The organism is Winogradskyella aquimaris (genome assembly GCF_042676105.1).
Taxonomy (GTDB): domain Bacteria; phylum Bacteroidota; class Bacteroidia; order Flavobacteriales; family Flavobacteriaceae; genus Winogradskyella; species Winogradskyella aquimaris.
Genome location: NZ_JBHTJQ010000003.1, coordinates 264,944 through 286,834 on the forward strand (window position 1 = coordinate 264,944; position 21,891 = coordinate 286,834).

19 protein-coding genes are annotated in these 21,891 nt (G+C 36.0%); 10 read left to right on the top strand and 9 right to left on the bottom strand.

Annotation, left to right across the window (positions count from 1 at the left end; translation table 11 throughout):
* Positions 1-6 precede the first annotated feature (6 nt).
* The 4 genes from ACFQ1K_RS04030 to ACFQ1K_RS04045 all read left to right on the top strand — a co-directional run bounded on the left by ACFQ1K_RS04030 (position 7) and on the right by ACFQ1K_RS04045 (position 3,897).
* On the top strand, positions 7-501 hold the full coding sequence (locus ACFQ1K_RS04030) for a DUF6787 family protein (RefSeq protein ID WP_320556610.1): 495 nt from the start codon (positions 7-9) through the stop codon (positions 499-501).
* Positions 498-842 (top strand): hypothetical protein, encoded by a 345-nt coding sequence (locus ACFQ1K_RS04035; RefSeq protein ID WP_320556609.1) that lies wholly within the window; start codon positions 498-500, stop codon positions 840-842. Before ACFQ1K_RS04030 ends, ACFQ1K_RS04035 begins: the two co-directional genes overlap by 4 nt.
* 114 nt (positions 843-956) lie before the next feature.
* Complete coding sequence (locus ACFQ1K_RS04040; protein ID WP_320556608.1) at positions 957-3,311, top strand: TonB-dependent receptor; 2,355 nt, start codon at positions 957-959, stop codon at positions 3,309-3,311.
* A gap of 28 nt (positions 3,312-3,339) precedes the next feature.
* Positions 3,340-3,897, top strand: a complete 558-nt coding sequence (locus ACFQ1K_RS04045) for a type 1 periplasmic binding fold superfamily protein (RefSeq protein WP_320556607.1) — start codon at positions 3,340-3,342, stop codon at positions 3,895-3,897.
* A gap of 45 nt (positions 3,898-3,942) precedes the next feature.
* On the opposite strand, the gene ACFQ1K_RS04050 is transcribed toward ACFQ1K_RS04045, so the two are convergent.
* On the bottom strand, positions 3,943-4,209 hold the full coding sequence (locus ACFQ1K_RS04050; protein ID WP_320556606.1) for a hypothetical protein: 267 nt from the start codon (positions 4,207-4,209) through the stop codon (positions 3,943-3,945).
* A 222-nt stretch (positions 4,210-4,431) separates the two neighbouring features.
* Between ACFQ1K_RS04050 and ACFQ1K_RS04055 the strand changes: the two genes are divergently transcribed.
* The 4 genes from ACFQ1K_RS04055 to hutI all read left to right on the top strand — a co-directional run bounded on the left by ACFQ1K_RS04055 (position 4,432) and on the right by hutI (position 10,927).
* Positions 4,432-6,945, top strand: coding sequence for a DUF5916 domain-containing protein (locus ACFQ1K_RS04055; protein ID WP_320556605.1), 2,514 nt, complete (start codon positions 4,432-4,434; stop codon positions 6,943-6,945).
* A 56-nt stretch (positions 6,946-7,001) separates the two neighbouring features.
* Positions 7,002-7,664 carry an ABC transporter ATP-binding protein gene (locus ACFQ1K_RS04060; RefSeq protein WP_320556604.1) on the top strand — a complete coding sequence of 221 codons (663 nt, stop codon included), beginning with the start codon at positions 7,002-7,004 and terminating at the stop codon, positions 7,662-7,664.
* A gap of 503 nt (positions 7,665-8,167) precedes the next feature.
* On the top strand, positions 8,168-9,565 hold the full coding sequence (gene fumC, locus ACFQ1K_RS04065) for a class II fumarate hydratase (RefSeq protein ID WP_320556603.1): 1,398 nt from the start codon (positions 8,168-8,170) through the stop codon (positions 9,563-9,565).
* 93 nt (positions 9,566-9,658) lie between these two features.
* On the top strand, positions 9,659-10,927 hold the full coding sequence (hutI, locus tag ACFQ1K_RS04070) for an imidazolonepropionase (protein WP_320556602.1): 1,269 nt from the start codon (positions 9,659-9,661) through the stop codon (positions 10,925-10,927).
* A 26-nt stretch (positions 10,928-10,953) separates the two neighbouring features.
* Here the strand turns inward: hutI and ACFQ1K_RS04075 are convergent, their stop codons facing one another.
* Positions 10,954-11,841, bottom strand: coding sequence for a chromosome partitioning protein ParA (locus tag ACFQ1K_RS04075; RefSeq protein WP_320556601.1), 888 nt, complete (start codon positions 11,839-11,841; stop codon positions 10,954-10,956).
* A gap of 109 nt (positions 11,842-11,950) precedes the next feature.
* Here ACFQ1K_RS04075 and ACFQ1K_RS04080 point away from each other — a divergent pair, with 109 nt between their 5' ends.
* Together ACFQ1K_RS04080 and ACFQ1K_RS04085 are read left to right on the top strand one after the other, a co-directional pair.
* Positions 11,951-12,964, top strand: a complete 1,014-nt coding sequence (locus tag ACFQ1K_RS04080) for a formimidoylglutamase (RefSeq protein ID WP_320556600.1) — start codon at positions 11,951-11,953, stop codon at positions 12,962-12,964.
* On the top strand, positions 12,954-13,418 hold the full coding sequence (locus ACFQ1K_RS04085; RefSeq protein ID WP_320556599.1) for a GNAT family N-acetyltransferase: 465 nt from the start codon (positions 12,954-12,956) through the stop codon (positions 13,416-13,418). The genes ACFQ1K_RS04080 and ACFQ1K_RS04085 overlap by 11 nt, the downstream gene beginning before the upstream one ends.
* On the opposite strand, the gene ACFQ1K_RS04090 is transcribed toward ACFQ1K_RS04085, so the two are convergent.
* The 7 genes from ACFQ1K_RS04090 to ACFQ1K_RS04120 form a co-directional block, all read right to left on the bottom strand.
* Positions 13,407-13,814, bottom strand: coding sequence for a hypothetical protein (locus tag ACFQ1K_RS04090; protein WP_320556598.1), 408 nt, complete (start codon positions 13,812-13,814; stop codon positions 13,407-13,409). The genes ACFQ1K_RS04085 and ACFQ1K_RS04090 overlap by 12 nt on opposite strands.
* A 114-nt stretch (positions 13,815-13,928) precedes the next feature.
* The gene (locus ACFQ1K_RS04095; protein ID WP_320556597.1) at positions 13,929-15,584 is read right to left on the bottom strand and encodes a SulP family inorganic anion transporter; all 1,656 of its coding nucleotides are present in this window, start codon (positions 15,582-15,584) and stop codon (positions 13,929-13,931) included.
* 14 nt (positions 15,585-15,598) lie between these two features.
* Positions 15,599-17,299 (bottom strand): hypothetical protein, encoded by a 1,701-nt coding sequence (locus ACFQ1K_RS04100; RefSeq protein WP_320556596.1) that lies wholly within the window; start codon positions 17,297-17,299, stop codon positions 15,599-15,601.
* Positions 17,300-17,422: 123 nt separating this feature from the next.
* Positions 17,423-17,971, bottom strand: a complete 549-nt coding sequence (locus ACFQ1K_RS04105) for a hypothetical protein (protein ID WP_320556595.1) — start codon at positions 17,969-17,971, stop codon at positions 17,423-17,425.
* 41 nt (positions 17,972-18,012) lie between these two features.
* Positions 18,013-19,269 carry a DUF6638 family protein gene (locus ACFQ1K_RS04110; RefSeq protein WP_320556594.1) on the bottom strand — a complete coding sequence of 419 codons (1,257 nt, stop codon included), beginning with the start codon at positions 19,267-19,269 and terminating at the stop codon, positions 18,013-18,015.
* Positions 19,270-19,296: 27 nt separating this feature from the next.
* Positions 19,297-19,881, bottom strand: a complete 585-nt coding sequence (locus tag ACFQ1K_RS04115) for an NUDIX domain-containing protein (RefSeq protein ID WP_320556593.1) — start codon at positions 19,879-19,881, stop codon at positions 19,297-19,299.
* 2 nt (positions 19,882-19,883) lie between these two features.
* Entirely contained in the window at positions 19,884-21,845 is a 1,962-nt protein-coding gene (locus tag ACFQ1K_RS04120; protein WP_320556592.1) for an AAA family ATPase, read from the bottom strand.
* Positions 21,846-21,891 lie beyond the last annotated feature (46 nt).

The following is a 21,891-nucleotide window of genomic DNA, read 5'->3' on the forward strand; positions in this document are numbered from 1 at the left end:
AGTGCTATGGAAAAGTTTAAAGAACGTTGGGAAATTCAACAGAATTGGCAATTATTGTTCCCGCTTTTAGGTCTAATAGTCCTTGGGTATTCGTCCTATAAGCTATCGGTTGCCTTATTTCAAAAATTCGATATTGTCATAGTCTTGATTTTTACAATCTTATGCTTTATAAGTTTACTGGCAATTACACTCAAGCTATTCAAATTTCTTGAAAAACGTTGGGTACTTCAATACCGCTGGGAAATGATTAGAGTGTTTATGGTTTTTGCCGTTACGGGATCGTCATCGCTATATGTTGGCAGACCAATTATCAAGCTGTTGGGAATTACTAAAGAAAACTTAAATCCTATACTTTACTGGATATTATTTATTATCATTGGGCTCATTTTTTATCAAATTCTACTGGTATTCTTTGGCTGGTTATTTGGTCAGTTTCAATTCTTTTGGGAATTTGAGAAAAAAATGCTCAAACGATTTGGCCTAAAGCGATTTTTGGATTGAACTTAAAATCTATCATATCATCCGTTTTTAAAGTACTATCATTAGTACTGGTGCTTGCCGTGTTATTGCCTTCGGCAATTAAATTAACACACGTATTTAATCACCATAACCATGAGGTTTGTGAAAATGACGCAACTGATAATGCGACGCATTTCCACCAATTGGATGTAGATTGTGAGTTTTACAAGTTCAAGCTCAACACCAACTATTATTCTGGTGTCTACACTATTGAGACACCAAGTGAAGATAACTTTTGCAAGAATGACACTTGCTTATATTTATTCTTAAGAACCCATCAGCAAAATACAACCCATCTCAGAGGACCACCAACTCTAGCCTAATCTCCATTACACACACTTAACGATTGCCACCATTAATATAATGCTGGTAAAAACACGTAATACGTCATAGTTATGAGGCTTAGGGCTTTCTATATGTTTTTAACTTTATTTAATTTGACTTTAGCTCAGGAATGTGGTTATACCTTTCTAGGCGAAGTGAAAGACTTTCACGACAATACTCCTATTGTTGGTGCGACTATATTTATGCAAAATTTGAATAAATATACGACCACTGATGTCGATGGAAAATTCAAAATCGAAAACCTTTGTAAAGGTGAATTGACCTTAGTGATATCTCATATTGGTTGCGAAACAAAAACCATAGTGTTTGATATTACTGGTGACCTATTTAAGAGCATAGCTTTAGAACACCATATCGAAGAACTCGATGAAGTCTCGTTAAAAGCAAAGGAAAAGAAAACAACGGCCACAGCACAAGAAACAGTTATTAAAGAAGATATTTTAAGACAATACAGCAGCTTTAGTTTAGGCGATGCCCTGAAAGAGGTGCCTGGTGTCTCTTCCATTAATACTGGTAATGCCATTGTAAAGCCCATGATTAATGGTTTACATAGCAGCCGACTTTTAATACTTAATAATAATGTGCGCTTACAGGATCAGGAATGGGGTATTGAACATGCTCCAAACATTGATATCAATAGTGCCAACAATATATCAGTGATAAAAGGCTCAGGTGCTTTAGCTTTTGGTGGTGATGCTGTTGGTGGTGTTATCGTTTTAAACCCAACTCGCGTGTTTAGAATAGACACGCTGTATGGTAAAACCATTGTGAGTGGTCAAACCAATGGAAGAGGTTATAGTATTTCCTCTTCGCTGCATAAAGGGTTTTCTTCAGGTTGGTATGCTAATGTTCAGGGTACATTAAAACAAAATGGTGATTTTAGAGCCCCTGATTATTATTTGACCAATACGGGATTAAAATCCAATAGTTTTTCGGTAAGTGGTGGACGCAAAAATTTTGAAAGCGGTTTTGAAGTTTTTTATAGCTATGTAGATAATGAAATTGGTATTTTACGTTCCTCACATATCGGTAATGTGAATGATTTAGTGAACGCTATTAATTCGCAGCAACCAGCCGTAATAGAGGACTTTAGTTATGATATTAACGCGCCACGACAAGATGTGACGCATCATCTGGTTAAAGCCTCCTATTATAAGCGATTCAAAAACTTTGGAAAGTTAAGTCTACAATACGATTATCAAAACAACCATCGTTTGGAATTTGACATCCGTGTGGGAGATGATAGAAATAAGGCGGCTTTGGATTTGAATCTTCAGACCCATACTCTTATGGCCGATCTTAATCTAGATGCTAGTGCAGACCGAAAAATAAATATTGGTGTACTTGGGCGTTATCAAGATAATTTTGCCAATCCAGATACAGGAGTACGACGACTCATCCCAGATTATGAAAAGTTTGATTTTGGGACGTACGTCACCATGGAATGGAATTTAAATGACAATACCACCTTGGATGCTGGCTTACGTTACGATTACAATAAAATTGATGCGAAGAAATTTTATCGTACCTCGCGTTGGGAAGAACGTGGTTATGATGTAGACTTTTCCGATATTATTATCGAAGATTTGGGCACACAGTTATTGACGAATCCCATTTTTACCTACCATAATATTTCAGCGTCAGCAGGTATTAACTACCAAATCAATGACAAGAGTTCGATTATTGGTAATTATGCCTTGTCCAGTAGACCTCCAAATCCTTCAGAATTGTTTAGTGACGGCTTACACCATTCGGCGGCCAGAATTGAGCTTGGGGATTTGAGGCTAGATCAGGAAATATCCAATCGTATTGCCGCCACCTATAGTTATAGCCAATCTAATTTTAATGTTTTGGTAGATGTCTTTTATAATCACATAAATGATTTTATGTATTTAAGACCTACTGGTATTGAGCAAACGATAAGAGGTGCATTTCCAGTTTGGGAATACCAACAAACCAATGCAGCGCTTTATGGTATTGATATTTCCTCAAATTTTAGGTTTACAGACCATTTAGAGTGGCAACACACATCATCGTACACCAAGGGAAATGACATTAGTGAAGGTATCGATTTAATTGATATTCCTGCGTTTAATACCAATAACACCATAACGTTTAAAAAAACAGAGTGGAAAAACTTTAAGGCAAGCTTAAAGTCGGAATGGGTGTTTGAGCAAACAGAGTATCCTGATTTTAACTTTGAGACTTTTATAGCCTCATCACAAGAAAATGTATTGGTAGATATCAGTACACCTCCTGATGCCTTCCATTTATTACATTTTTATAGTGAAGTGACCTTGCCATTGAACAATAACAATAATTTAAATATTGCATTGAGTGTTAACAATATTTTCGATACAAGCTACAGAGCTTATCTAAACCGACTACGTTATTTTGCTGATGACTTAGGAAGAAATATCATGTTACAAATTCAACTCAATTATTAATAAACTTTTTTTAAAAAAAACAAATCAAATGAAAACAATAAAACACATTTTAATTTTATTTTTAACTCTAGGCTTAATCACTTCATGTTCAGATGATGACACTCCGACAAGTGTTAACGAAGAAGAAGTTATCACCACATTAACTTTAACCCTTACACCTTCAGGAGGTGGCACTGCAGTTGAATTTAAATCGCAGGATTTAGATGGTGATGGCCCTAATGCACCAGTGGTTACAGTAAGTGGTGCTCTAATGGCTAATACCCAATACAGTGGAGTTGCAAAGTTTGAAAATGAGCTTGAAGACCCTGCTGAGGACATCACTTTAGAAGTTATAGAAGAAGATGTTGAGCACCAAGTATTTTATGGTTTAACAGGTACGTCGGGTAGCACAATTACTTATAACGATCAAGACGCTGATGGTAATCCATTAGGTGTAAGTATTGTTTTAGATGCGGGAACTGTGTCTGTAGGAAATACGTTAACCGTGGTATTAAAGCATGAGCCAACGAAACCAAATGATGGAACCATTGCCAATGCAGATGGTGAGACTGATGTTGAAGCTACCTTTACGTTTGACATTAACTAATAAAAGTATCTTTAGTAAAAAAAGCACTCTATCGGAGTGCTTTTTTTATGCTTTTTTTGGTGTTGTTTTGGGCTTAAATATAAACGTATAGATCCACATTAATGTAAATGTTGGTATAACGTCAAAATATGGTAATGCCTCTTCTACAAAGGCTATAATTGCGGCAACTTTACCTTCCCTACCTTTGTATAGCTTAGTCATTAAATAGGCCGATAATGGTGCCCAAATAAAATCGAAAGGAGGAAAAACAAATGACACATAACCCAACGCATCACATATTAAACTTAAGACCAGTTTTTTATAGATATTCATATAATGGTTTTAGTATTAATTCCTTAACTAATGAACAATAAGCGTTCCAAAATTAAAACATGCCACTTCGTCCATATTTCATTTCTTAACATCCCTTAAGTCTTTTTAACGTTTAGTTAAGAGCCTTGTTGGGCTTGGCAACTTAGCTTTGCAATGCTTCAATGCAACTATCATAAACTAAACATATTTTAAACCTTACTAAGCGTTATCATTCTACCGTTCATGAACCTACGTTTTGTCATCATTCTATGTCTTGTTTGTTGTTGCAGTATTGCATGGTCACAAGATAATTCCGTTTTAACCAAACCAAAAAAAACACTTCAAGTCACCAGAGCTTCGGTAAAACCTAAAATTGATGGTGTTTTGGATGATGAAGTCTGGCAAAATGCAGAAATCGCCACAGGCTTTATTCAATTCAGACCAGATATTGGTAACACACTTCCACAAGAACAGAGTACGGAAGTGAAAATGACCTACGACGACAACGCACTTTACGTGGCCGCTTACTTATATGATGATACTTCAAAAATTCTAAAACAACTCACCAGTCGGGATAATTTTGGTCAGAGCGATTTTTTTGCTGTGGTCTTAAATCCTAATAATGATGCCCAAAACGATACACAGTTTTTCGTATTTAGCTCAGGACAACAAGCAGATGCTATTGCTAACCCAAGTATTGGTGAAGATTTTAGTTGGAATGCCGTTTGGCAAAGTGCGGTACAAATTATGGATGATGGTTGGATTGTAGAAATGGAAATACCCTATAGAACATTGCGTTTTCCAGAACAAGAGGAACCAACTTGGGGACTTCAATTTCACAGACAATTTAGACGAAGTCGAGCACAATACACTTGGAATGAATTAGACCCAACCCAAGGAAATGTAGGTCTGTACCATGGAGAATTAAAGGGGTTAAAAAATTTAAAGCCGCCCATAAGACTCAACCTGTATCCATTTTCAACGGGAATTGTAAACAGTTTTGATGGTGATGTAGAAACCGATTTAACCTTTGGAATGGATGTTAAGTATGGTATTACTGATAATTTCACCCTAGATGCTACCCTCGTTCCCGATTTTAGTCAAGCTGGTTTTGACAGAGTGGTTCTTAATCTTGGTCCTTTTGAACAAACCTTTTCGGAACAGCGCCAATTTTTTACCGAAGGAGTTGATTTGTTTTCAAAAGGAAACCTCTTTTTTTCAAGACGTGTAGGTAATGCGCCCAGTGGTGAATTGGATTTAGCAGAAAATGAGGAAGCCGATATCCCAAATGAGGTAAAAGTATTGAACGCCGTTAAGGTATCTGGTAGAACCAAAAAAGGGCTAGGTGTAGGTGTGTTTAATGCCTTCACCGAAAAAACCTATGCTACTATTACCAATATGGCCACCAACGAAAAGCGCGAAGAATTGGTCGAACCGTTTACCAATTACAATATTTTAGTTGTAGACCAGCAATTCAATGGCAACTCTTCTATTAGTTTAATCAATACTAATGTTATGCGTGAGGGGGACTTTAGGGATGGAAACGCCACGGCATTAGTTACAAATCTTCAGAATAAAAGAAACACCTATGTAATTAATGCAGAAGCTAAAATGAGTAATGTTAATTACCAAAATACTGATAGTGAGACAGGATTTAGCTCATCATTTTATATTGGCAAAACACATGGTAATTTGCGTTATAGTTTTGATCACAGTTTTGCCGACACTAAATTTGAAATCAACGACTTAGGACTTAACTTCAGAAATAACTTCAATAATTTCGGAGCCGATATTTCGTATCAGATTTTTGAACCCAAAGGCAATCTCAACCGCTATCGCATCAATGCTTGGATAAATTATCGAAACCTAGCTAATCCTGGTGTATTTACTGGAATGAATATTGGTGGACGTTATTTCGCTGAAACCAAACAATTAAATGCATACGGTTTCAATTTCAATATAGAACCTGGCAAACAGTATGATTATTTTGAATCTAGAGATGGCAGACCCTTTATTTATGAAGATATTGTAAGTATTGGTGCATTTTATTCTTCTAATTATAACAAGACCTTCGCCTTAGATATCGATGGTGGTCTTTTTAAGATTTTTGAAGATGGACGAGACCTCTTTGGTTATAATTTTTCATTCAGACCAAGAGTAAGACCTAATGATAAATTGCTTTTGGTTTATAGTTTTAATCTAAATATGGCGAATGGTCAACGTGGGTATGCCACTTTTGTAGATGACCAACCTATTCTTGGTGAACGTAACCGAAAAATTATTACCAATACCATTTCTGCCAACTATACCTTTAATCCTTTTAATTCCGTAGCACTTAGTTTTAGACATTATTGGGATACCGTGAACTACGATGATGAATTATTTACACTTCTCGATAATGGTCGTCTCACCACGGAAGCAGGCTACACTGTTAATAACATCGGAGATTCTCCAAATATTAATTTTAGTACCTGGAACATCGATCTCAGTTACTCCTGGCAGTTTGCGCCAGGAAGTTTTTTAACAGCACTCTACAGAAATCAGCTGTTTAATTTTGACAGCTTGTCTGAAGATAATTTTTCTCAAAGTTTAGGTACTTTATTTGATCAGCCAATACAGCATACCATTTCAGTGAGATTGCAGTATTTCCTTGATTTTAAAGGCTTAAAATCCATCTTTAAAAAGAAGGATCAACCACAGGACAGACATGCCAACCATTTTATTGCTCCACGACATAGATTTGGAATCAACTCTTAGTAATGTTAAGTATAAGTGGCTTAAAATTTAATAAAATATAGTATTTTCGCTTTGCTATGATAAAAGCCACCAATATACATAAATCCTATGGAGACCTGCACGTTTTAAAAGGCGTGAACATCCATATTACAGAAAGTGAAATCATCTCTATTGTGGGTGCGTCTGGCGCTGGAAAAACGACCTTATTGCAAATCTTAGGCACACTCGATAAGCCTGATTTTAAATATGATACGACCTTAGAAATTAATGGTCAATCCATTACAGCATTAAACGATAAAGCCTTGGCAAAGTTCAGAAACCAACATATTGGCTTTATATTTCAATTTCACCAACTGTTGCCAGAGTTTACTGCTTTAGAAAATGTCTGTATTCCTGCATTTATCAACAACACACCAAAAATAGAAGCTGAAAAACGAGCTAAGGATCTATTGGATTATCTAGGTCTAAAGGATCGTATACATCATAAACCAAATAGCCTGTCAGGAGGTGAGCAACAACGTGTGGCCGTGGCCAGGGCTCTAATTAATCAACCTAATATTATTTTTGCAGATGAACCTTCTGGTAATCTAGATAGCGAATCTGCAGAACAGCTGCACCAGCTCTTTTTTAAGCTTCGAGATGAGTTTAAACAAACCTTCGTCATCGTAACCCATAATCAGGAATTGGCCAATATGGCCGACCGTAAATTAACTATGGTCGATGGGAAGATTTTGGAATAATTTATAGAGACAATTATCTATTTTGACAATGTTTTTTTCTTGATATGTGAATATAATTCTGCTGTAAGGAACTATAGTCGTCGTTTTAAACTGTTTTTATATATTAATTTTTATTTCGGTAATGGATCTCCTTCTCCAGGTTTGACCATTGAAAATGTCCAATCTGCCGATTTTGGTACATTTAATTTTTGAAACCATTCTCTACCCAATCCAGCTACTTGAATTTTATTGTTAATTACATCTAACCCTTCTGTTTCCTAATAAAACAACTGAACTCCGTTGTCAAGCGCAATACCCTTGATGTCAAACATTTTAAACAAATAGCTCTCGTTTGGCTAAGTTTGCGGTTGTGATTTACATTGGAAAAAGAAAGGTTTTGGCTTTTTTGTTTTGAAAGCTGAGAGTTGTTTGGCTATACAAACCGATAGACAAAACCACAATTTTAATAGCAATAGACCTTCAAAATCTGTAATTTTGCATAGCGTAAAAAATCATACAATATCATGACATACAGAATAGAAAAAGACACCATGGGTGAGGTTAAAGTACCTGCCGACAAACTTTGGGGAGCACAAACAGAGCGTTCTCGAAATAATTTTAAAATTGGTGCACCAGCCTCTATGCCTTTAGAAATTGTTTATGGCTTTGCCTATCTTAAAAAGGCGGCGGCCTATGCCAATTGTGAGTTGGGCGTTTTAGATGAAGGAAAGCGTGATCTTATTGCCCAAGTCTGTGATGAGATTTTAGAAGGTAAACATAACGATCAATTTCCTCTTGTCATATGGCAAACAGGCTCTGGTACACAAAGTAACATGAACGTGAATGAGGTCATCGCCAATAGAGCACATCAAATTGCTGGTAAGGTCATTGGTGAGGGCGAAAAAACCATACAGCCTAACGATGATGTAAACAAATCGCAATCCTCTAACGATACCTTTCCCACCGGAATGCATATTGCAGCCTATAAAAAGGTAGTAGAGACCACAATTCCTGGTGTGATTCAATTAAGAAACACCCTGCATAACAAGTCTTTGGAGTTTAAAGATGTGGTAAAAATTGGTCGTACGCATTTAATGGATGCTACTCCCCTAACCTTGGGTCAGGAATTTTCAGGTTATGTTTCACAATTAGACCATGGCTTAAAAGCCTTAGAAAATACCTTAGCACATTTGAGTGAATTGGCTTTAGGAGGTACTGCTGTAGGTACCGGTTTAAATACACCAGAAGGGTATGATGTGTTAGTTGCGAAATACATTGCTGAATTCAGTGATTTACCATTTGTTACGGCTAAAAATAAGTTTGAAGCTTTGGCGGCTCATGACGCTATTGTTGAAACGCATGGAGCCTTAAAACAATTGGCTGTATCTCTTAATAAAATTGCTAATGATATTAGAATGATGGCCTCTGGTCCACGTTCTGGTATTGGTGAGATTATAATTCCAGCAAATGAGCCAGGAAGTTCTATTATGCCAGGAAAAGTAAACCCAACACAATGTGAAGCATTGACAATGGTATGCGCGCAGGTAATGGGTAACGATGTAGCTGTAAGTGTGGGTGGCACACAAGGGCATTACGAACTTAATGTGTTTAAACCCATGATGGCGGCTAATATTCTGCAATCGGCACAATTACTTGGTGATGCCTGTGTGAGTTTTGAAGAGCATTGTGCGAGAGGTATCGAACCTAACCATGGGGTTATTAAACAATTATTGAATAATTCCTTGATGTTAGTAACTGCTTTAAACACCAAGATCGGTTACTATAAAGCTGCTGAAATTGCTAATACCGCCCATAAAAATGGCACCACACTTAAAGAAGAAGCTATTAATTTAGGCTACGTTACTGCTGAAGACTATGACGAATGGGTAAAACCAGAAGATATGGTTGGCAGTTTAAAATAATATAATTTACATCTTAAAAAAGCAAACGCTAGTTGGGTAACTAGCGTTTTTTTTATTCAAAAAAAATAAGCAACTTTACAAAAAGCCAACCTTATGTCAATTCTTATAAAAAACATCAAACAACTCGTACAGGTTTATGATCACAACGTTATGATTGTTAAGGGTGAAGCTATGAAAACGCTTCCCGTACTTAAAAATGCCTATCTCTACATAGAACATGATACCATTATAGAATACGGAGAAATGGAATACTGTGAAGGTATTGAAGCCGAAACGATTGTTGATGCTACTGGCAAATTAGTCCTTCCGTCATGGTGCGACTCACATACACATATCGTTTATGCTGGTAACCGAACATCTGAGTTTGTGGATAGAATAAATGGGTTGAGTTATGAGGATATTGCAAATCGCGGTGGAGGTATTTTAAACTCTGCCAAACTATTGCAAGAGACCTCTGAAGAGGACTTGTATAATCAATCAATCAATCGCCTTGAAGAGCTCATACGAATGGGCACGGGTGCTTTTGAAATAAAAACGGGATACGGCCTTACTGTTGAAGCAGAACTAAAAATGCTAAAAGTTATAAAACGTATTAAACAAGAAAGTTTGGCCAAAATCACACCCACACTTTTGGCAGCACATGCTATTCCTGCAGATTATAAAACCAAAAAAGAAGACTACATAAAACTTATTACAGAAAAACTTATTCCCAAAGCTGCTAAGCTAAATGTAAGCCATTATATTGATGTGTTTTGTGAAGAAGGCTATTTTGACCTTGAAGACACGGAAACCATCCTAAAAGCTGCTGCGAAATATAAAATGCAACCAAAGATTCATGTCAACCAGTTTAATATTCTAGGGGGAGTTGGTCTTGGTGTAAAATATAATGCGTTATCTGTTGACCATCTTGAAGAGCTGAATAACGATGATATTGAAGCTCTAAAGAAAAGTGAAACCATGCCTGTAGCATTACCTGGTTGCTCATATTTTCTAAGTATTCCTTATACTCCTGCTCGACAAATTATTGATGCAGGTTTACCTATAGCCATTGCTACCGACTATAATCCTGGCTCTGCGCCTAGTGGGAATATGAATTTTATTGTAAGTGCCGCTTGTATTAAGCTTAAAATGACACCAGAAGAGGCGATTAATGCCGCCACCATAAATGGTGCTTATGCTATGGGTATTAGTAGTATGTACGGAAGCATTACAAGAGGTAAAAAAGCAAACCTTATCATCACCAAACCTCTTAATGATTATAGTGAAATTCCTTACGCATTTGCTCATAACCCGGTGGATCAGGTTATTATTAATGGTCAATTAAAGGACATAAAAAATCCGGAAGAAAACTTCCGGATTTAGCTATCAATCAATCAAATTACGGACTCTTATTTCAGTGTAAATTCTGAAGTAGAAATCAATTCTTTGTCGTTAAATACGTTCACTTGGTAGCGTCCTTTTTCAAAATCTGAATCTTCAGGTTGTGATATATACTCACAAATGTTCAAGTTTCTGTTCTCGTAGTTAAAACGGCTGATTAAACTATAGTTTAATACCTGATCTTCAAACTGTACTTGGTTATTAGCACCTAATACGTTGTTTTTTGGATCTATCACTTGCACATACAGTTCTTTATCACCTGCTTCAGTCAATGTATTTTTTGCAACCGTAAAACATACTTTTATCTTATCGCTACGTCTCGCTCTTTCTGTAGGTATCTGTCTTCCACTTCGTCTTTCTATTACTCCCATACCTTTTAAACCAACGGTTTGTAATGCAGCAGCATCTTCTACAACATTAGCTAATTCTGTATTTTGCACTAATAGAGAATCCGTAAATACAGTACGCTCTGCCAATTGTACTTGGGTACTATCTAAAGACGTTGCTAGGTACTCGTTCTCTACTTTTAAACGATCGTTTTCAGCTAACAATTCGTCCATCTCCTCTTGTAGTGCTAAAAATTTCTTTTTGTATCTCCATAAGCTATTTACACTGTTTTGAGATACTTTTAAAGAATCCATAAGCCCTTGGATACGCTCTCTTGCTTCGATCAGTTCTTGATCCTTAACCTCGCTGGCTGCAATGGCTTCATCGTATTGTTTTGCCATATTGCTAAGATCGTTCATGACTTGTTCTTTCTCCGAGATTAACTCTTTTTCTGTTTCTTTACCATCTGAATATAATTTAGACGCATAAAAAGCGGTACCTAAAAATAGTACTAAAAGGATACCTAATCCTACTTTTAGTCCGATGTTTGATTTTTGTGAACCTTCCATAAAATTTGTGTTTAAGTTATTTGTTAATTCTTGTTTTTTTAATCTTGTCGTTAAGGTAAATAATTAAATAAAATGTACTTTTATTTCTATCTTTCAAATAAACATCCAAATGCAAAACCTCACAGTATTCACTTCAAAAGATCGCGATACACTTTTAAAGCCTCGTAAAGGAGAATCAAAATTTGGAGAACATGTTCAGTTAATATCTAACCTCACTACCATATACGATGATATTGTTAATTTAGACGTTGACTATGTGATTTTTGGTATCTGTGAAGATATTGGTGTTTATGCAAATTACGGACAAACAGGTACTTACAAGGCATGGGAAGCTACAATAAAAGTTTTGTTAAATATACAGAGTAACCAGGCTACTAAGGCAAATCGCGTTTTAATTTTGGGTCATCTAGACTATTCTGAGATAAGAGACCTAGTGAATAAAAAGCCTTCAAAAAAAAATATTGCCAAAGCGAGAGCTTATGTTGAGGATATAGATAAGGATGTCACCTATGTAGTTGCATCAATCGTTAAAGCTGGTAAAATACCTATTGTTATTGGTGGAGGACATAATAATGCTTACGGTAATATAAAAGGATTGGCACTAGCAAAGAATGATAAGGTTAACGTCGTCAATTTTGATGCACATTCTGATTTTAGACCTGAAGAAGGTAGACATAGTGGCAACGGTTTTAGTTACGCCTATGCTGAAGGATTTTTAAAAAATTATTTCATTTTTGGATTGCACGAAAATTATACTTCAGATAATATTTTTAAAACAATCAATAAGGTGAAGGCCATAAAATATGTCACTTACGAATCACTAGAGGTGAGAAAAGAAGTGAAATTTAAAACTGAACTGGAGCACGGCCTTGATCATATCAATTCAAAATATTTTGGCATTGAGATAGATTGTGACACCATTGAAAATATTCCAAGCAGTGCTGCTACACCAAGTGGATTTAGTACTAAACAAGCCAGGCAATTTATCCATTTCTTTGCTAAACATGGTAATGCAAGCTATCTACATATTTGTGAAGCATCGCCTACAAAGAAATCTGAGACTAAAATTGGTAAACTGATCACTTATTTAATCACCGACTTTATTAGAGCAAATGCCCATTAAAATTGTAGGTTATAAAACTGAATATGCTAAAAATTTCTATGATTTGAATATAGAATGGTTAAAACACTTTTTCTATGTTGAACCCTTTGATGAAGAAGTTTTAAGTCAGCCAGAAAAATACATAATCAACAATGGTGGTTTTATTTTCTTTGCGCTTAAAAATAACGCTATCGTAGGTACCGTTGCGCTTATGCCAACACATCATTCCAATATATTAGAACTCACCAAAATGGCCGTTTTACCAAAAGAGCGTGGCCATAAAATTGGACAACAGCTACTTCAATATTGTATTGATATTGCCAAAACCAAACAACTTAGTGCACTTTTGCTCTATTCTAACACCAAATTAGAAAATGCCATTTATCTTTATAGAAAGTATGGTTTTAAAGAATTAGCTTTAGAAGCTAACAGTCCGTATAAGCGGTCGAACATAAAAATGATATTAGAATTTTAAAGTATCGTATTCTTGACAATAGCTTATATTTTCCTCACATAGCATTCCAATAACTTCTAATAACAATTGATTAATTTCTTTTGAATTTGGTCTAATATTTCTGGCAAGTTTAAATTCTGATAAGGCCTTTTCATAATTACCAAGTACAAACTGTTTTTCTCCTGATTTCTTTAAAAAAGCATAAAATTGATTATCTCTCGTGGTCGTATGAGTGACTTCTTGTTTATGTCTTACTCTAGCATATTCCATCCATTGTGGTATTATGGTCAGAAGTATAAAAACAATAACGATGAATACTATACTGCCAATATGTAAATGATCTTTATGCTTTGACGGCTGAATTTTAAAGGTTCTCTCATATTTAGGAACGACCGTAAAAGCCTTCTTTCTTTTCATAGAAAAAGGCTGTCGTGGTCTCATGGTGTAGATCCACTTTTGCATTCCCAAACCCATATAGCCCATAATAAATCTTTATTTATGGGTATAGAATAATGCCTAAATGTTACAGTTTTAGAGTTTAAAACGCTTTTTTAAATGATCAAAAGCTTGCTGAATATTATCGAAAATATGTGCTTCTTGGATTAAATCCGGTACAATATCAATAGAAACCAACTTATCTTTTGGTTGTTCCTGAACTGCTGTTAACAATACCTGCACTCCACGTTGCTCAAGGTCTAGCACTGCATTTTCTAGAGCGTATAAACCTGATTGATCTATATAGGGCACGCGGTCCATTCTTATGATGAGTGCCTTAACTTGTTCTGGAATATTCTTTATTTCGTCTTGAAAGTGAGAAGTAAATCCGAAAAATAAGGGCCCATATAAGTGTTTGATGTACACTTTGTCTTTGTACTCTTCATAAAATTCAACCTCATCCTGCCAAGGTTTTTCGCCATCAAACCCAGCTATTGTTCCTACTTCTAATCCCTTTTCACCAATATCACCAGCACGTTTCATAAATAATAAAGATGCTAACAACAAGCCTATACCAACCGCTTGTATCAAACTACCAAACGTTGTTATTAATAAAACAATAATTAATACAACGGCATCAGCTCTAGGAACCACGAGTAAATGTTTTAGTCCTTTTACATCAATTATTTTAAAAGCGATAGGAATTAATAAACCAGCTAATACTGACAGAGGAATATAAGCTGCCAATTTTCCTAAACCGAGTAACACAGCCAATAGAAATAAACCATGAATGGCACCTGACACTCTTGTTCTCCCACCAGAATTGATATTAATAACCGTTCCCTTGGTTGCACCAGCACCTGGAATACCTCCAAAAATGGCGGCTATGGAATTTCCTATACCTTGACCAATTAGTTCTCTATTACTGTTGTGCTTGGTTTTGGTCATATTGTCGGCAATTACCGAAGTTAATAGGGAATCAATAGATCCTAAAACGGCCAAGACTAAGGCGTATTCTAAAATTAAAGAATAGGTGCTTGCATCTACAGAAAATAATCCGGAGACTTGTAGACTAGGTAATCCTGAAGGAATCTCTCCAATAATCGGCACATCCCAATTTAAAAAGTAACTGGCTACTGAAGCCAAGATCAATGCGACTAAAGCACTAGGAATAGCTTTGGTGATATATGGGAATACCACATATATCAGAACAGTTAGTATACCTAGCACTAGGGCCTGCCAATTAAAATCTGTAAATAATCTCGGTAAATCCTGAATGACCAACCATGTCGATTTTTCTGAACCCAAACCTGCAAAAGGAAATAATTGCAGAATAATGATGATAAGCCCTACTCCACTCATAAAACCTGAAACCACAGGATAGGGAAAATACTTGACATAGCCTGCGATATTAATCAATCCAAAAATAATTTGAAATACTCCACCTAATAGAAAGGTTAGAATCACTATAGGCATTGCAGCTTCTAAACTACCTGTTATTTCAATAGAAGCTGCCACCAATGCTGCAGAAACAACCGTCATGGGACCTGTTGGTCCACTAGCTTGTGTTGCAGTACCTCCAAAAATAGCCGCAAAAATCCCTACGGCAATGGCACCATAAAGACCTGAAATAGCTCCTAATCCAGATTGTACCCCAAAAGCTAATGCTAATGGCAAGGCCACAACTCCTGCGACTAAACCACCTGTTAAATCCCCTTTTAAATTTTTAAAATCGTAGAATTTTGAACTCATATATCTTGAATTTGTTATGGTTTAGTTTGAAGTGCTTTTAAGGAATCTATCTGACGTTGCAGTGCATCTATCATTTCAGAATTCTCATCAACCTGCGGAATGATTTTTAGAGAATCGATTTGCATTTGCATTAAATCTTCGTCCTTGGGCTGTTCTTGATAGTAATACCCAATACCCTCACTAGCTCTCCAAGCTTCATTAAGTTGGTTGTAAACTGTTTCGTCCCAAGAACTCGGATGTTTAACATCTATCCAAATCACATCACGATATTCGCTATCAATAAGCACTAAATCAGGTGTTGCAGAACCATCAAACTGTTGAGAATTAGTTGCACTTATTGATGAAATTGTTCCCAAGAAGAACATGCGCTTTCTACCTGCAATATCTTTAATATACGGTCTAAACTCAACTGGTGTGCTGGCATTCCAATCGTATTCCTTTCTGGATTCTTTCACTTTTAATGGCATCGCCGATACACCTGCATAGCCTTGTTTTTTTGTGGCATGATCATAATAATACAATCTATCCGTACCATCTGCAGGCACAAATACACTATAGCTTAAACTGGTACGCTCCTCACCTACGGGTTCTAAGCCAAACCAATGGTATAATCCACTATAGGCATCAGAATTACTACCTACAAAATCAAAATCCGTAACATAAGGTTGTTGATTTTGATCCTTGGGCATTACAGGAATTTTTACAGCTGTTTCCATATTCCAAGGTAATGGGTCACTGAAACCTCCCAAGAATTTTAACGATTCTGCTTGCAACTGAGAAACGCTTTCTGCTAATGTATTTTGTTTTTGTAAAAATTTATAGTTCTTTATTTCATCTGGTCCTACAAAGGTACCTTTCCCGATAGTGATCCGTTCTAAGTAATCATTAAAATCATGTACGCCACTTTCTATAATCATCACACCACCAAAGGTTGGATATGGAAAGAAGAAGCCCTTCCACTTGATTAAACTCACTACCTGCACCCATTCACCATTATCATTTTTCATATAAAAGGTGTCACTTGGTTCATAGTTAAATAACATCCAAGGGTTAAAACGCTGTACAACTGCGTTGTAGGTATTTCTACTGAATTTTAGGGACTCACCAATTGAAAATGTTACGGGAATTCTGTTTTCATTTGAAAATCTTGGAAAAGGAGTTGTACTGCTCACTGCAAAAACTTCTTCGGTATTATCGCTTATGCGCTGCATAATGTACTTTTCACTAGGCTGAATGGCCATAGTCCATTTATTTTCAGTGCCAATTCTTACCAAATGTGGCAATGACACATCCTTAGTCTCACCAACACTTTCATTGGCCATTGAAAATATGTTTCGCAATGGTTGTATACGTTCATTTTGAGTTAGTGGTAACTCATCAATTTCAACCTTATTAAGGCTGTTAAATACATTGTAGGTTTTCATGTAGTCGTACAAACCTTGATTCCAACCTAAAAAATAAAGCAACCCAAAAAACACAATGAGCATGCCCAAAATTCCTAAACGACCACCTGTGCTCGCCGTTTTTCTAAATTTTCTAAGACCTAAGACCAGCACAATCACACTTAGCAGAATTACAAAAATGTATTTTCTGAAAAATAATAAAACAGGTTGGTAATCGTCCCTGAAAAAAAAGAGTAAAATAAGCAATAGTAAGCCTAAAAATATGGTAATTCGTTTTTGCTTTGCCCCTTTATTCCAATAGTTTTTTATCATAGTTTTTGATGTCCTTCTGAGTTAGTTTCAGAACATGAATTTATAATTTCAATGCGTTATTATATCCTGAATATTATCCTTTCAACTTGGTAAAGTACAACAAATTCAGGATGTCTCTCAACGTTACATTAGACCCTTATCCTTTAAGCGTTCTCGAGCTGATTTCTTCTCTACTTCCGGCTCCTGTTTTTCTGCAATCTCATTTTTTGCTTCTTCTATAGCTTTATTGTCCTTGTTTTTTAAATCCTCAATAAGTCCCTTCCCTTTTTCTACAGCATCTCCTACCAAATCCCCTAAAGAATCACTTTTCTCCTCTACTACCTCTGTAGTCTTAATTACAAAATTGGCCAAATAGGTTCCTATTAAAGTACCTGTTGCAAACGTTGCAAATCCTGATAGTGCAAAGTAATTTGAAAATATTTCTATCGGAGTTAGAAACTGTAATACTAATCCAATAATTAATAAAGAAATCACCACAAAAAGCAATCGAGGAATAAAAGGTTGTTTGTAAATAAATCCTTTGGGATTTTTAGCATCCATTTGCAACTCCTTGCTGTTCATTATTTTATTAATAAAACGATATGCACCATTGCCATTTGACTCTCTCCAATACAAAAAGATACCAAATAAAATAGCTGATACGAAAATGATAATGTCTATTCCTAATCCCATGTTGTTTGTATTGAGGTTTCTATAAAATTAGTCTAAAAAACTTAAATATTGTTACGTATCGTCTCAATCACCCAATCTTGAAACGATTCATCCCAAGTTTCATAATTCTTGTAAAATTGTTCTTTGTCGTACCAATACAGAAACAAGACGTCTTTTGGTGCGATATTAATTAACAATTTGTGTATTAAATCCCGGTGCTCTGCGGATAAAGACGAATGTGGCTGATGTAGTGCAAAATAGACGGACTGATCTACCATGTCTTCAATTTTATAAGCATTACTGCGTTCTAGTTTTTCTAAATACAATTCAACACCCATTACCTTCTTGCGCGCATTAATATCTATCTTATTTAGGTAGCTTTTAAACAATGGCTTTCTGTTTAAAATATCTTTAATGGGATGCTCTGGGTTTTTTAATTGGGTGTATAATTCGTACTTTTTTATTCGGTCATAATTGGGTGTATTTACCATGTATTCCAAATCGCACTCAACAATAATATGGCTTTTTAGTTTTTCAATCAGTTCTGGCTGGTCTATATGATAAATTAGCACATCATGAACCGTATCTTTAATAGCTTGCTTATAGGATTCGTTACTCTCAAAAACTAAAATAGGCTGAATAAAATCCCTTAAGACGTAGACTCCATCAAAGGCACGCGTATAAAACGAATTTGTTGTAAAATGCAAGGAATGAAGTTTAAGATCTCGATCTCTTAAATCGCCATAGGATTTGGCAGAATCTAGTAGTTTTTTATGGATGCTTTCATCTATAAAATTATTGTCTGTTCTAAATTTTTCAATGAGTCTTAGCTGTTCTTGCTGTTTCTCTTCAAGGTTGTCTATGAGTCTGAACGTAATGCTAATATCCTCATATTTTAAGACATCCAAAGGTTCATAGAACACATCAATATCCTGATCAAAATCTATACAGATAGCAGAATCCCTTGTAATATCATTAATCTTTCTACCATGCGTTCTGAAAATATGCTGCATCATCTCCCTATCAAAAGAGTGGAACGGTAAGTAAACAGGTTTTCCCTTTTGCAATGGCGAAATGATGATACCGTGGGGATTGGCTTCACCATGATTTAGATAGTGGATGTTATTTTTCTCTTCAGCTATTTCAGGACTCCAACCCAACCCATCTATCGTAAACGATTGTAGCTTAGTTTCTTTAAAACCAAGGGTTTTTAAACACTTATTATAGCGTTCTACCAGCTTACCACTTACAGGTATAAGTTCACTTCGATATAGATTTGCTTCTTTTAGTTTGTTCATATAAGCCGACCCTGAATCCATTTATAGAAAGGACTTTAAGTTGTTTCTTTATAATAGTCTATTTATCTGTGCGTATTGCAATAACATTATGGTTTTTGCATCTAAAATTTTACCGTTTGCCATGAGCTCAGTGGCTTTCGCAAATGGCATCTCTACAAGCTCAATATCTTCATTTTCAGTTTCCAAACCACCTCCATTGTGGACTTTCATTCCATCCGAATACTCAGCAACAAAACACGAAAAACGTTCTGTACTGCTGCCTGGTGTTGCAAAGGCACTATAAACCTTTTTTAGTTTTGGTACTTCATAGCCGGTTTCTTCTAATACTTCTCGTTTCATGGCTTCTTCTGCCGAACTATCATCATCTTCTAAGATTCCTGCTGGCACTTCTAATAAAAAACCATCTTCTACTCCATTCATATAAGCAGGCAAACGGAATTGCTTTACTAAAATGACCGTTTGTTTTTTGGTGTTATACAACAAAGCTGCCGCTGCATTGCCACGCTCTAAAACTTCCCATTTGTTTTCAACCCAATTTCCATCTTTTAGTTGATAATTAAACTTTACCTGAGATAAAGTAAAGTACTTATCTGACAGAATTGTTCGGTTGATATTTTTGATGCGTTTGGTCATGGTTAATCAGTCTTACCAAATTGTTCCCTGGCTTCAGCTTCAATATTTAATTGATCGATTCTGGCATCAACCTTACGTTTAAAATCGGTATCTGCAATAGTCGCCACATTATCCAAGTAACGTACCACCTCTTGTCGCCTGATATCACTAAAATCTAGCCCTTTCATGTTGGCACGCATCAATTCCTGAAGCATTCCGAATTTGGTTTCGTAATCCTTTTTGAAATACACTTCAGGGTTATTGAACCAATCATCTTCTAAATCAAAATCGGTCAAACGCAACGAAACTGCCTTTTGAATGTTTCGTACGTCACGTGATGAAAAGAACGGAAATATTTTCTGAATTTCAGTATATAAATGGGCATAGAACATATGCTCGTCATCTTTGTATTTACTCGATACTTTCTCAAAGGCATCTAATACACGCTCTTCTGTTGGTTTATCTATCTTCTCTAATATTTCACCCAAATTCTTTGCTACCTTTTGTGCATCTAAATAGATATAATCGTTGGGATTATTCATGTTTATAAAGTTGGGCATGGTATCCTCGAGCTTTTTCCACCACAGATAATCCTGATCTACAAAATCTTTTTCATTACGAGCACCGTCAATTTTAAATCGGCCTTGTACACGTGAAATCACGGCCTTATCCAACATTTCTGGTAAGTTAGTAAACAAGCCTATTGAACTATTGCCATAATTAACAGCATAAGCACCTTCGGTATATCTTAAAAATACACCAATCACCTCTTTCACACCTGCTGAAACTCCCTGCGCAGTTCGTTCTTGCAGGTTGTTCTCTGCATCATCAATTGGTGCAAAAATGAGTCGGGTTGGGTCTTGTAATGGTTTCATCCATTCTACCATCTTTTCTGCAGAACCACCTTGAAAGGTTGAAATCAAAGTATCTGGCATGGGGTGAAACAAGAATGGAATGTTTAAATGTTCACTATGTTCTTTTAGCCGTGTGGCAATCGCAGCAATGAGCATACTTTTTCCAGTTCCTGGAATTCCATAACCCATAAATACTGGCATAAATCCACCAAGCTCTTGAAATGGGTTTTTCTTTGCTTCAAAATCGTAGCTCAATAGACGTTCAGTTAAACGTCTGGCAAAGTGTTTAGCATCCTTATTTCCAACGATTTGCTCAAACTGTACTTTATTAAATTCTACACTAACCGCTGTACCAGCAAATACATTATTCCAACCATCAATCGTAAAGTCTGAATTTTCTAACTTAAACGAACGGTCTTCAATCGTATCTGTATATTCTAAAGTACTTTTTCTAAGTTGGATTTCGTCAATAAGGGCTTCAAAATAAACCACTGTAAAATCGATAACATCTTTATCTGATTTGATGATATCCGGATGTCCTAAATACTTATCATAATAGAATAATTGGCACGAAATACCTTTTAAAGGAGATAAAAACGATACTTCTGGAATACCAGCAAACTTCTGCTTCATCACCGATAAATCGTCCGACGCATGCGGTTTTAAATCGTGTAATATTTTATACGCTGTAGCAAACAACATAAAGGCTGTTGCCGTAAGCATTTTGCTCTCATACTCACGCTTTCCTGAATTATCTAAAGCCGATTTATTTTCACTTAACGTCGATAATCCCGAGGCGTCATAGTAACTGTCCTTAATCCAAATACCCATGGTAATGCCCTCTTGAACGGCATATAATGTTTGATTGAGGAACAGTGGAATGGCAACCGACTCCGGTAATAATCGCTTTTTTAAGCTTAAAATAGTTTTTGAGACTGAGGTTACCGAAACATTACTGCCATTATTAGCACGAGATAGATACAATAAAATAGATTCGTCTTTACCATCATTATCTCTATTCTTGGCACGTTGACTTTGTTCCCACTGAATAGATTTTAAGTAAGACGTTGCTTCATCACGAAGCATATCGAGTTCCTTTTGCTTTATAGGGAATGTTGAGTTGTGTTGCATGGTTTTAGTCTTCCGTTTGCAGTCTCAGTCTCAGTTAGCAGCAACT